Origin of the sequence: Pseudoalteromonas sp. C8 (assembly GCF_011378685.1) — a bacterium.
In the GTDB taxonomy this organism is placed as follows: domain Bacteria; phylum Pseudomonadota; class Gammaproteobacteria; order Enterobacterales; family Alteromonadaceae; genus Pseudoalteromonas; species Pseudoalteromonas arctica.
Genome location: NZ_WTKT01000035.1, coordinates 1 through 11,735, shown reverse-complemented (window position 1 = coordinate 11,735; position 11,735 = coordinate 1). Strand labels below are relative to the sequence as shown.

At 40.5% G+C, this 11,735-nt stretch carries 14 protein-coding genes; 8 read left to right on the top strand and 6 right to left on the bottom strand.

The window, feature by feature from the left end; genetic code table 11:
• Positions 1-70: 70 nt before the first annotated feature.
• From trkA to def, 4 genes are all read right to left on the bottom strand, one after another.
• The gene (gene trkA, locus GQR39_RS19840) at positions 71-1,447 is read right to left on the bottom strand and encodes a Trk system potassium transporter TrkA (RefSeq protein ID WP_004335170.1); all 1,377 of its coding nucleotides are present in this window, start codon (positions 1,445-1,447) and stop codon (positions 71-73) included.
• An 86-nt stretch (positions 1,448-1,533) separates the two neighbouring features.
• Positions 1,534-2,829, bottom strand: coding sequence for a 16S rRNA (cytosine(967)-C(5))-methyltransferase RsmB (gene rsmB, locus GQR39_RS19835; RefSeq protein WP_024593219.1), 1,296 nt, complete (start codon positions 2,827-2,829; stop codon positions 1,534-1,536).
• Entirely contained in the window at positions 2,822-3,775 is a 954-nt protein-coding gene (gene fmt, locus GQR39_RS19830) for a methionyl-tRNA formyltransferase (protein WP_165736415.1), read from the bottom strand. The genes rsmB and fmt overlap by 8 nt, the downstream gene beginning before the upstream one ends.
• 24 nt (positions 3,776-3,799) lie before the next feature.
• Positions 3,800-4,303 (bottom strand): peptide deformylase, encoded by a 504-nt coding sequence (def, locus tag GQR39_RS19825; protein WP_007584168.1) that lies wholly within the window; start codon positions 4,301-4,303, stop codon positions 3,800-3,802.
• Positions 4,304-4,421: 118 nt separating this feature from the next.
• Between def and GQR39_RS19820 the strand changes: the two genes are divergently transcribed.
• From GQR39_RS19820 to hemF, 6 genes are all read left to right on the top strand, one after another.
• The gene (locus GQR39_RS19820; RefSeq protein WP_007584165.1) at positions 4,422-5,540 is read left to right on the top strand and encodes a LysM peptidoglycan-binding domain-containing protein; all 1,119 of its coding nucleotides are present in this window, start codon (positions 4,422-4,424) and stop codon (positions 5,538-5,540) included.
• A gap of 31 nt (positions 5,541-5,571) precedes the next feature.
• The gene (gene dprA, locus GQR39_RS19815) at positions 5,572-6,663 is read left to right on the top strand and encodes a DNA-processing protein DprA (RefSeq protein ID WP_121953919.1); all 1,092 of its coding nucleotides are present in this window, start codon (positions 5,572-5,574) and stop codon (positions 6,661-6,663) included.
• 1 nt (position 6,664) lies between these two features.
• Entirely contained in the window at positions 6,665-7,138 is a 474-nt protein-coding gene (locus GQR39_RS19810; protein WP_004335158.1) for a DUF494 family protein, read from the top strand.
• A 114-nt stretch (positions 7,139-7,252) separates the two neighbouring features.
• Positions 7,253-7,828, top strand: a complete 576-nt coding sequence (locus GQR39_RS19805) for a topoisomerase DNA-binding C4 zinc finger domain-containing protein (protein WP_165736414.1) — start codon at positions 7,253-7,255, stop codon at positions 7,826-7,828.
• A gap of 25 nt (positions 7,829-7,853) precedes the next feature.
• Complete coding sequence (locus GQR39_RS19800; protein WP_010555163.1) at positions 7,854-8,417, top strand: L-threonylcarbamoyladenylate synthase; 564 nt, start codon at positions 7,854-7,856, stop codon at positions 8,415-8,417.
• 1 nt (position 8,418) lies between these two features.
• Complete coding sequence (gene hemF, locus GQR39_RS19795) at positions 8,419-9,369, top strand: oxygen-dependent coproporphyrinogen oxidase (RefSeq protein WP_165736413.1); 951 nt, start codon at positions 8,419-8,421, stop codon at positions 9,367-9,369.
• A gap of 63 nt (positions 9,370-9,432) precedes the next feature.
• Here the strand turns inward: hemF and GQR39_RS19790 are convergent, their stop codons facing one another.
• On the bottom strand, positions 9,433-9,870 hold the full coding sequence (locus GQR39_RS19790; protein ID WP_165736412.1) for a group II truncated hemoglobin: 438 nt from the start codon (positions 9,868-9,870) through the stop codon (positions 9,433-9,435).
• 53 nt (positions 9,871-9,923) lie between these two features.
• On the opposite strand from GQR39_RS19790, the gene aroE reads away from it, so the two are divergent.
• Both aroE and GQR39_RS19780 read left to right on the top strand, forming a co-directional pair.
• Complete coding sequence (gene aroE / locus GQR39_RS19785) at positions 9,924-10,748, top strand: shikimate dehydrogenase (protein WP_165736411.1); 825 nt, start codon at positions 9,924-9,926, stop codon at positions 10,746-10,748.
• Positions 10,745-10,999, top strand: a complete 255-nt coding sequence (locus tag GQR39_RS19780) for a DUF1488 family protein (RefSeq protein ID WP_004335144.1) — start codon at positions 10,745-10,747, stop codon at positions 10,997-10,999. Before aroE ends, GQR39_RS19780 begins: the two co-directional genes overlap by 4 nt.
• On the opposite strand, the gene GQR39_RS19775 is transcribed toward GQR39_RS19780, so the two are convergent.
• Complete coding sequence (locus GQR39_RS19775; protein ID WP_165736410.1) at positions 10,991-11,536, bottom strand: gamma carbonic anhydrase family protein; 546 nt, start codon at positions 11,534-11,536, stop codon at positions 10,991-10,993. The genes GQR39_RS19780 and GQR39_RS19775 overlap by 9 nt on opposite strands.
• Positions 11,537-11,735 lie beyond the last annotated feature (199 nt).

Sequence of the window (11,735 nt, the reverse complement as noted above, 5' to 3'; positions counted from 1 at the left end):
CTTAACTGATCGGTGTTAGCCTTAGTCAGCGGCTTTTTTGTGTATTAAATTAACTAATTAGAGTAACTAGTTAAAGGAATATAGCACTTACTTGGAATAGTTTTTCTACAACGGTAATGTGTTTTTTGTCGATTAAAAACATGATGACATGATCGCCCGACATAATAATTGTATCATCGTGAGCTATCAACACATCGTCATTACGTACTATTGCCCCAATGGTTGTACCTGCAGGAAGTTTTATGTCGGCAATCGCACGACCAACCACTTTAGATGTGTTTTCATCACCATGAGCAACGGCTTCAATGGCTTCTGCTGCGCCTTTACGCAGTGAATACACGTTAACAATATCACCACGGCGTACGTGCGTTAATAACGCTGATATAGTTGCTTGTTGTGGCGATATGGCAATATCTATTTCGCCGCCTTGTACCAAATCAACGTAAGCACCACGCTGAATAAGCACCATGGTTTTTTGTGCGCCCATACGTTTTGCAAGCATGGCCGACATAATGTTTGCTTCATCGTCGTTGGTTACGGCAATAAATACATCGACTTGTTCAATATGCTCTTCTGAGAGCAGTTCTTGATCAGATGCGTCACCACAAAAAACGACCGTGTTATCGAGCATTTCTGAGAGTTGCTCGGCACGTTCTTTACTGCGTTCAATTAGTTTAACGGTGTGATTTTTTTCAAGTGAGCGGGCAAGGCCTGCTCCAATGTTACCGCCACCAGCTATCATAATTTTTTTGTACGAACGCTCAAGTTTTTGTAGCTCGTTCATTACTGCGCGTATATGTTTTGTAGCGGCAATAAAGAATACTTCGTCATCGGCTTCAATAACGGTGGTACCCAGTGGTTTTATTGCTTTACCTTGACGATAAATAGCAGCAACACGAGTCTCTACATTAGGAATATGTTCTTTAAGTGCAGATAACGCATAACCTACTAATAAACCCCCATAGTAAGCTTTTACGGCTACTAACGAGAGCATGCCATCAGCAAACTGCAATACTTGCAGAGCACCAGGGTAGTCAATTAGACGGCGAATATACTTAGTGACCAGTGCTTCGGGAGCAATGTAATGATCGATTGGTAAATCATCGTTTTGAAATAGTTTTTCGCGGTATTTTAAATATTGCTCTGAGCGAATGCGGGCAATTTTAGTGGGCGTTTTAAAAATACTGTACGCCACTTGGCATGCAACCATGTTCACTTCATCTGAACTGGTTACCGCTATAATCATATCGGCATCTTCAGCACCTGCACGGCGTAATACATCAGGATGCGCACTGTGGCCCATAACCCCTTGTAAGTCGTACTTATCTTGAAGTTCACGTAATCGGTTACCGTCTATATCAACAACGGTAATTTCGTTTTGTTCGCCAACTAAGTTTTCAGCAAGCGTAGCACCAACTTGCCCGGCACCGAGTATAATTATTTTCATTATTTACCCGTGGTATTGATCATAATTTAATTAAAAAAATAGCCATTTAATGTTTCATAAATGGCTAACTATTTAGTGTACGGCTATTAGGCTTTTTTAACTAGCTTAGCGTAATAAAATCCATCACTTTCACCGGGCAGTAACTGCAAACCTGGAGTTGTTACGGTATCATTTTCGTGTAGAGGTATATGTTCTACATCATCGTTATTAGCTAAAAACTTAGCAACTTGCTGTTGGTTTTCTTGTGGAAGAACCGAACACGTAGCATATACCAATGTGCCACCTGGTTTTAACAGTGGCCAAATGCTATCAAGGATATCGTTTTGTAACTTAGATAAGTCTTCGATATCTGATGCGCGACGTAACCATTTTATATCAGGGTGACGGCGAATTACGCCAGTGGCTGAACAAGGCACATCAAGCAAAATACGATCAAATAATTTTTCGTCCCACCAAGTATGTGGTTGTGAGGCATCGCCACATTGTAGGTCTGCACCTAAGCCAATACGAGTTAAGTTTTGCTTAACGCGTTCAAGGCGAGTTGAGTCGCTATCAAGTGCAAGTACATCAGCATCAGCAAGCTCTAATATATGACACGTTTTTCCGCCAGGTGCTGCACAGGCATCTAAAATATAGTCATCTGCTTTAGGTTCTAAAAAGCGGGCTGCCAACTGTGCTGCAGCATCTTGTACTGAACATGCACCTGTATCAAACTCAGGCAACGAAAATACATCACGTGGTTTGGCAAGCTTAATCCCATCAATAAAGTCAGGGTTTAAGGTGTGTTCAATATCGTTAGCGCTAAGCATGTCGCTGTATTCTTGCGTGCTAAATTGGGCTTGATTGACACGAAGCCACATAGGTGCTTGTTGCTGGTTTTCTTCAAGTAGTGCTTCCCAGCTATCTGGGTAGGCTGTTTGCACCTGTTTAATAAACCAATTTGGATGGTTGTATAAACATACCGGAATAAGCTTTGCTTTTTCTTCAAGCTCTGCTTGTTGGCGCTGAAAACTACGTAAAATGGCGTTTATCAGCCCTTTTAATCCTAAAGCGCGTAGTTGAGCCAGTGCGTTAACCGTTTCTGAAATGGCAGCATGAGGTGGTACGCGCATATGCTGCAGTTGATAAATACCTACGTATAATAAAAACTGAAATATTCTACGTTTACCTTTTAATGGCTGCTCTACTAAGTGTTGGCAGTAATTTTCAAGGCTTGGTAAGTAGCGTAGAACGCCATAACAAATTTGCTGTAGCAACGCTTTATCTTTAGGCGGCAAGCCTTGGCTTGCAAATGGAAGTTCTTGATTAAGCGATGCGCCTTTATCAACTACGTTATATAAAGTTTCAGCGGCAAGCGCTCGTACGTTTGGAACATTACTCATTGTTTTCGCCTAATATTGTGCCAGGGGTAACCCAGTCACTACGACCATTTAAAAAGTCGTTAATTGCCATTGGTTTTTTACCTTGCGGCTGTAATTGCGTAATACATAAAGCCTGTTCGCCACACGCCACTACTACGCCATTTTTATCGCTTGATAAAATTTGCCCAGGATCACCTGATTGCAGCACAACCTGCGCTTGATAAATCTTTACTGTTTGCCCACCCATTTGGGTAAAGCACACTGGCCATGGATTAAAAGAGCGAATGTTTCGCTCAATTTGCAGTGCACTCATTGACCAATCGATATTAGCTTCCTCTTTAGAAAGCTTTTTAGCGTAGTTAGCAAGTTCATCATTTTGAGGTTCAGGGGTGATCTCGCCATTAGCTAATTTATTAATGGTTTCAATTAACGCGTCTGGACCTAGCTCAGCAAGCTTTGTATATAAACTAGCGCTAGTTTCTGTCGTGCTAATAGGGCAGCGACTTATATGTAGCATATCGCCGGTATCTAGCCCTTCATCCATTTGCATTATTGTTACGCCGGTTTGTTCATCACCTGCCCAAATTGCGCGTTGAATCGGTGCAGCGCCGCGCCAGCGCGGTAATATAGAGCCATGCACATTTAAACAACCCAAACGTGGGGCTTCTAATATAGCTTTAGGTAAGATTAAGCCATACGCTACAACAATCATAATGTCGGCATTTAAGCTTGTTAGCTCTGCTAGTGCTTCATCATTTTTTAATGACTGTGGCTGAAAAACCGGTAAGTTGTGCTCAAGCGCTAGCTCTTTCACTTCACTGGCTTTTAATTTTTTACCACGACCTGCAGGGCGATCTGGCTGGCTATATACACCCACTATTTGGTGTTCGCTTTGTATCAGCGCTTGTAAATGACGTGCTGCAAAGTCCGGCGTACCGGCAAATATAATGCGTAATGGTTGAGTCACTGAGTTTTCCTAAGGTACTTATTACTAATCTGCAAATTTAGCTTCTTTTTCAAGCTTTTTACGAATACGTTGGCGCTTTAATGGAGATAAGTAATCAATGAACAGCTTACCTTGAAGGTGATCTAGTTCGTGTTGAATACAAATAGCCAGTAATTCATCTGCATCTAGTACAAACTCTTCACCGTTTTCGTTAAGTGCAGCGACTGTTACTGTTTCAGCGCGGTCTACTTTTGCATACGAGTTAGGTACTGATAAACAGCCTTCTTCGCTAACGGTAGAGCCGTCTTTTTTAATGATTTGTGGATTAATTAATACCAGTGGCTCGTCGCGCTCTTCTGATACATCAATAACAACGATTCGTTGATGAATATCTACTTGCGTGGCCGCAAGTCCAATGCCATTTTCATCGTACATTGTCTCTAGCATGTCTTTTACAATTTGGCGTACTGTGTCGTCAACTTGTGCAACATCTTTTGCTATAGTACGTAAACGTTCATCTGGAAATCTTAAAACTTCTAACCTAGCCATAGTTACCTTTTTCACTTGTGCTTAATTTAGGGTATTGTATGCTCTTATTTTAGCCATTCGCGTTCACCTTTAACAGGTTTTGGGCAATAATAATGAAAAAACAATACAAGGAAGCTCAATGAAATCTCCATTACTTGCAATCATGCTTACGTTAAGTGCTGCGTTTCCCGCAATTGCTGACGTGCTTAAAATAAAAAAAGATGCACCAAAACAGTATGTTGTAAAAAAAGGCGATACACTTTGGGATATTTCTGGCATCTATTTAGATGAGCCTTGGCTATGGCCTGAACTTTGGCAAATGAATCCACAAATTGACAACCCGCACCTAATTTACCCCGGTGATGCATTAGCGCTGATATACGATGCAGATGGAAACCCACGTTTAGTGATTAATAAAGGATATAGAAAGCTATCTCCTCAGGGTCGTATTACACCAAAAGGGCGTAATGCTATTACTACTTTGCCGCTTGAAATGATCAAACCTTATATCAGTTACGAGCAAGCAATGAACAGTGACGATATTAAAGGCAAACCTTATATTTTAGGTGCTAACGAAAATACTAAAACACAAACGTTAGGCCATATTTTATATGTTAAAGGCGACTTACAAGTACATAAAGCATATGCCATTTACCATAAAGGTGACCCTTACACCGATTTAACCGGTGAAGTGTTAGCAACGCGTGCATCTTACGTGGGTATCGCACGTGCGTTTAGAGCGGGTGATGAACACAATGGCGTGCCTTCGTCATTACGTGTTGAATCTGTTAAACGAGAAATTCAGCAAGGCGATTTTTTAATGCCGGCAATGGAAGGTCAAATGCTTCCTGCGTACTTTAATATTCACCGTCCTTCTGAGCCTGTAACAGGGAATATTATTGCTTCCCCACGACAAGTTAGAGAATTCAGCACAATGGATGTTGTAGTGCTAAACTTAGGCAGTGAACAAAACATAGAAGCGGGTCATGTATTAGATCTAGAACGTCAATCGCCAACGGTTATTGATGGTCCTCGTGGGCCTCGTTACCCAGAAGATTCTAGTAAATACGAGAAGCTTTTATCTGATGTGAGCCAATTATTTGGTGGTGAGTCTGACGAAGAGAGCACAACGTGGACTATGCCTAAAGAAAAAGTTGGCGAGCTAATTGTCTTTAAAGTGTATGACAAAATAAGTTATGCATTAATAACTAAAAACCAGCACCCAATTCGCATTGGAGATATTGCAGTTATTCATTAAGAAGTAGCGAGTCGGTGCTCTAGGAGAGAGCATGGATCAGTCATCTGGCAAGCTAGCCCACTGGCTTGCCTTTTATATGTGTAAAGGGTTGGGTATCAAAACCCTTTTAGCACTATCTACAAACTATTCCCTTGGGTCGTTATTCGACTTACCTCATGACAAGCTTTTACAGCTTGGATTAACCGCTAATCAGGCGAGTAATTTACTCAATACCAATTGGCAACAAGTCAGTCATTATGAGCAATTAATTACGCTGCACAACATTACGGTTGTCTGTATTTTTGATGCGCTTTATCCAGAAGATCTCCGACAGATTGCCAGTGCGCCTTTATTACTATTTTGTAGGGGAGATGTCTCGTTATTATCTACTCCACAGATTGCAATTGTAGGGAGTCGTAATGCCACACCTACCGGGCTTGAAATAGCATCAGAATTTGCATACGAGTTAACTTTAGCGGGTATTACAGTTACCTCAGGTATGGCACGGGGAATAGATGGTGCAGCACACAAAGGCTCTCTTGCTGGTACAGGTAAAACCATAGCGGTGCTTGGTACTGGGGTTGATATTTACTATCCCAAACGCCATAAACTATTAACAGACCAAGTTTTAGAAAGCGGTTTGCTGGTGAGTGAGTTTTTACCAGGCACAGCTGCTCATGCGCACAACTTTCCGCGCCGTAATCGTATTATTTCTGGGTTATCGTTAGGAGTACTTATTGTTGAGGCTGAAATTAAAAGTGGTTCGTTAATTACAGTACGCTATGCGCTTGAACAAAATAAAGAGGTATTTGCAGTACCGGGTTCTATTAAAAACCCGTTAGCGCAGGCAAGTCACTTTTTAATAAAGCAAGGTGCTAAGCTGGTAGAAAACGTGGCTGACATTCTTGATGAGGTGAGTTTTACTTACGACAATAATGTATGTAATAAAGAGCAGCCGATTCAAGCCAATTCTCAATGTGAGGTTTTAAATAGTATTGGCTTTGAAGTAACCAGTGTAGATGACATTGTGCGTCGTGCGCAGTGGCCAATAGATAAAGTACTCAGTAGGTTGCTCGATTTAGAATTAGACGATCAGATTGAGCGAGTGTTAGATGGTTACATCAAGTTAAGCGCAGGAAGGTAATATGTTTGATATTCTTTTGTATCTTTTTGAAAATTACATTCATAGCGAAGCGGATATATTTGCAGAGCAAAATGAGTTAACCGATGAGCTACTGCGTGCGGGCTTTAATAAGCCTGAGATATTTAAAGCTCTTGATTGGTTAGAGCAACTCGCCGATTTACAACACAGCGATGAGTCTCCTTATCTTATTGCTAACCCTAAAGATGCTGTGCGTATATTTACCGATAGTGAATGCCAAAGGCTCAGCGCTGAGTGTCGTGGCTTTTTAATGTTTATTGAGCAAATAGGCGTAATTAACAATGTAACACGTGAAATGGTAATGGACTGTTTAGCCTCTCTCGATAAACCAACTATAAGCCTAGAAGATTTAAAATGGATTGTACTTATGATTTTGTTTAATGTTCCTGGCTCTGAAGAGGCATATGAGCAAATGGAAGATTTGATTTTTGATGAACCCAGCGAACTTCTTCATTAGAGATAATTATCTTAATTGTACTCAAATTACTTAAACGGATAAGCACGGCATTGCTTGTATCTTTAAGTGGTTTGGGTATATTAGGCGAAAATTCACTAACCTATTAGGATCACCATGAGTAAAATCGACCATTCGCTTTTCTCGGCGAACAAGCACGCCCTCGAAAAAGAATACGAGATATGCCCACAGTGTGGTTCAGAGTTAGTGATCCGCAATAGTAAATCAGGCCCTTTTTTAGGATGCGCAAGTTACCCCGAATGCGATTTTATTAGGCCGTTGGTACATCACGATAGTAACGAAATTAAAGTTCTTGAAGATTCAGCATGCCCGCAGTGCAGCAAACCGCTGGTGGTTAAAAATGGGCGCTACGGTATGTTTATTGGGTGTACGGGATATCCAGAGTGCCATTACATTGCTAACGAAAATGAAGAAAAACAAAGCGAAGACACTTTGCCAAGTTGCCCTAAATGCAAAAAAGGTCATTTAGTCGCGCGCAGTAATAAATTTGGTAAAGTATTTTATTCTTGTGATTGCTATCCAAGTTGTAAATACACACTTAATAATAAACCGGTTGAACACCCGTGTCCTGAATGTAACTGGCCTATCGTCATAGAGAGAAATATGGCAAACGGCACATTATTGCAATGCCCACAAAAAAGTTGCATGCATAAGCTGACCCCAACTGAATAACGTTTAATTATATCTGGAGACTACTTTGTCAGACCTTTCAAATACGCCCACTGCAATAACATGCTTAACGCAAGGCGAAGTTATTTTATACCCAACAGAAGCTGTATATGGTTTAGGTTGTGATCCAGATAATCAACAAGCCGTTGAGGCACTATTAGCTATTAAGCAGCGCCCGGTTGAAAAAGGACTTATTTTAATTGCTGATAACTACGGACAATTATTAAAATACGTAGATGATGCAAAAATACCAATGGATAAACGAGCTGATATTTTTTCGAGTTGGCCTGCTGCAATTACATGGGTTATGCCTGCATCTAAAAACACGCCTAAATGGCTCACAGGGCAGTTTGATACCATTGCAGTCAGAGTAACAAACCATCCAACAGTAAAACGTTTGTGCCAAGAGTTTGGTAAGCCACTAGTATCAACCAGTGCAAACTTAACCGGTCAAGAAACGGTAATTAGTATTGAGCAAGCTAAAGCGCAATTTGCAGAACAAGTTGGCTTTTACGTTGATGAGGCGTTAGGTGGTAATACTCAACCAAGCACAATAAAAGATGCCATGACTGGAAAAATATTTAGAGGTTAATATGCAAAGCGAATTATTAGATCAAGTAAAAGCATACTTTATGGCTTTGCAAGACACTATTTGCAAAGGTTTGGAGGCTGCAGATGGCAGTGCTAAATTTATAGAAGATAACTGGCAGCGAGCAGAAGGCGGTGGTGGTCGCACACGTGTAACCACTAATGGCGCTGTAATAGAGCAAGGCGGAGTTAATTACTCTCATGTATTTGGCGCTTCAATGCCAGGTTCTGCAACAGCACATAGACCAGAACTTGCAGGACGCAGCTTTCATGCGTGTGGTGTGTCGTTAGTTATTCACCCTAAAAACCCTCATGTACCAACAAGTCATGCCAATGTGCGCTTTTTTATAGCCGAAAAAGAAGGCGAAGAGCCAATATGGTGGTTTGGTGGCGGGTTTGATCTCACTCCTTTTTATCCAGTATTAGAAGACGTACAGCATTGGCATCAAGTTGCTCACGACATTTGTGCGCCATTTGGTAGTGAAGTTTATCCAAAATATAAAACATGGTGCGACGAGTATTTTTATTTAAAGCACAGAGACGAGACGCGCGGAGTAGGCGGTTTGTTTTTTGACGATTTAAACGAACTTGGTTTTGAAAAGAGTTTTGCGTTTATGCAATCGGTGGGTAATGGATTTTTAGATGCCTATTTACCTATTATTGAACGTCGTAAAAATGATGAATACACAGAGCAACAACGTGATTTTCAGCTTTATCGTCGCGGACGTTATGTAGAGTTTAATTTAGTATGGGATAGAGGCACTTTATTTGGATTACAAAGTGGCGGGCGCACTGAGTCTATATTAATGTCTATGCCACCACTTGCACGCTGGGAATATAACTATAAACCAGAGCCAAGTAGCCCAGAAGCTAACCTATATCAGTATTACTTACGCCCGCAAGAGTGGCTAACTAGTAAACCAAGTGAGCTGATAGCCAGAGAATGGCAATTATAACAATTACACAGTAATCAAAAAGGCGCTAATTAGCGCCTTTTTGCATTGTGGCTAAATACAAATTTAATGCTGGTTAATCATGTGCGTTGCTAGTTGAGAGAATGATTGCTTTAAGCCTTCGCGTAACAACGGATTGTCTATTTCTATATCCAGCGTTTTATTCATGCAGTGCATCCACTGATCGCGCAATGCTTTATCTACAGTAAAAGGCATATGCCTTTTACGTAGCATTGGCTGGCCATGTTTTTCAGTAAATAGGTTTGGCCCGCCTAACCAACCAGATAAAAATTCAAAAAATACTTGGCGAATTCGATCTAATGGCAGAGGATGCATATCATATAACGGTTTAGCGTATTCATCTGACTCCATTATGTCGTAGAATCGATTGGAGATAGCACGCGCCCCTTTTTCTCCACCTATTATTTCATACGGTGTTTTTTCAGGAGTAGGAGTCTGTTGCTCGGGAGCTGGCTTAGATTTAGAAAAAAGTCGTTTAATCATATTACTTATCATCGTTAATAGGCAGTATATAGCTGCAAAGAGGTTGCTTTAAAATGGACAAATATGCGGTTTTTGGAAATCCAATTAAACATTCAAAATCCCCCGCGATACATAAACAATTTGCTGTATCACTGGGTGAGCAAATCGACTATCGCGCAATATTAGCACCTATCGATAACTTTGAAAAAACAGTATTGTCTTTTTTTGAGCAAGGTGGTGTTGGTGCTAACGTTACAATGCCATTTAAAGAGCAAGCCTATGCAATGGCTGATGAGCTTACGCCATTAGCTAAAATTGTAGGGGCTGTTAATACATTAAAAAAACGAGATGATGGCACATTACTCGGTGATAACACCGATGGTGTGGGCTTTGTAAATGATTTACTCGCTAATGAAGTAGCCATAACTAATAAACGCATTTTAATCATAGGTGCGGGCGGTGCTGCTCGAGGGGTTATTTTACCTTTGTTAGAGCATAACCCTCAGGAAATAATAATAGTTAATCGCACAGCACAAAAAGCCAAAGAACTCGCAGAGCTGTTTACTCAATATGGACCAGTATCTGGCTTTGGCTTTGATGATTTACCAGTAAGCGATTACTCACTAATTATAAACTCTACATCTAGCAGTATGAATAATGAGCTTCCAGCTCTTGATGAAAAACACATAACTAACTGTGAAGTCGCTTATGACATGTTTTATTCACTGCAAAATACCATTTTTATGAATTGGGTAGCACAGCATAATATTAACGCTAAGCTTTTAGATGGTAGCGGAATGTTAGTTGGTCAGGCTGCTCAAGCATATTACGTCTGGCGTAATAAAATGCCAAAAATACTTCCTGTAGTGGATGCGCTTAAACAAGGGGTGCTCAAATGAATCAGGCAATACAATTTATAGATAGACTGGAATTTAGAGAGCCCGATCATCAGTTAGTATTTTTTGCACAAGTTAGTGGCATGCTGGTGGAGTGTGTAATAGAAGTAAATACACTTAAATTAACAGACGAAAGCCATGCAACAGAGTATTTTGAAAAATATCGTTTTGATTACGAAGAACGTGCCGAGGAACTCATCGAAGAAGAGAGCTATAACTCGGCAGGTCAAATTGAAGTAAGCTTATTAACTTAAGTTAGCTATTTCAGTTAAGTATTCATCTTTAAGTGATACATAGTTATCGGCAGATATTTTTAAAAAGGCAAGTTCTTGCTCTGTTAGAGGGCGGGCTTGCTTAGCCGGACTCCCTACATATAAGTAACCAGACTCCAAACGCTTATTTGGTGGTACCAAAGATCCTCCACCTATAATTACATCATCTTCAACAACCACGTTATCCATAATAATAGCGCCCATACCTACAAGTATACGGTTTCCTAATACACATCCGTGCAGCATTACCTTATGACCAACTGTTACATCGTCACCTATAATAAGTGGATAACCATCTGGATTGCTTTTAGTTGCGCGAGATAAATGCAATACACTGCCATCTTGTATATTTGTACGCTCACCAATACGTATATAGTTAACATCACCACGTGCAGCTACTAACGGCCACACACTACTATTATCACCTAAAGTAATGTTACCAACCAAAACCGATGACTCATCAATATAAACAGACGAATTAAATGAAGGAGTAGCACCTTTATAAGAACGAATTGCCATAGTTAGTACCTTTTAGATCATGATTATTAGTATTTGAGTGTATCAGCAAGGTGATTTTTGTACCATACAGCGCACTGTTTGGTTACAAAACTATCAGTTTTAGAGTGTTTAGTTCAGATACTAACCGAACAGTATCTTTTTTTACTTTTTCTTTAAAAAAGTGCTTGCGTAAAAATATGATCTCCCTATAATGCGACCC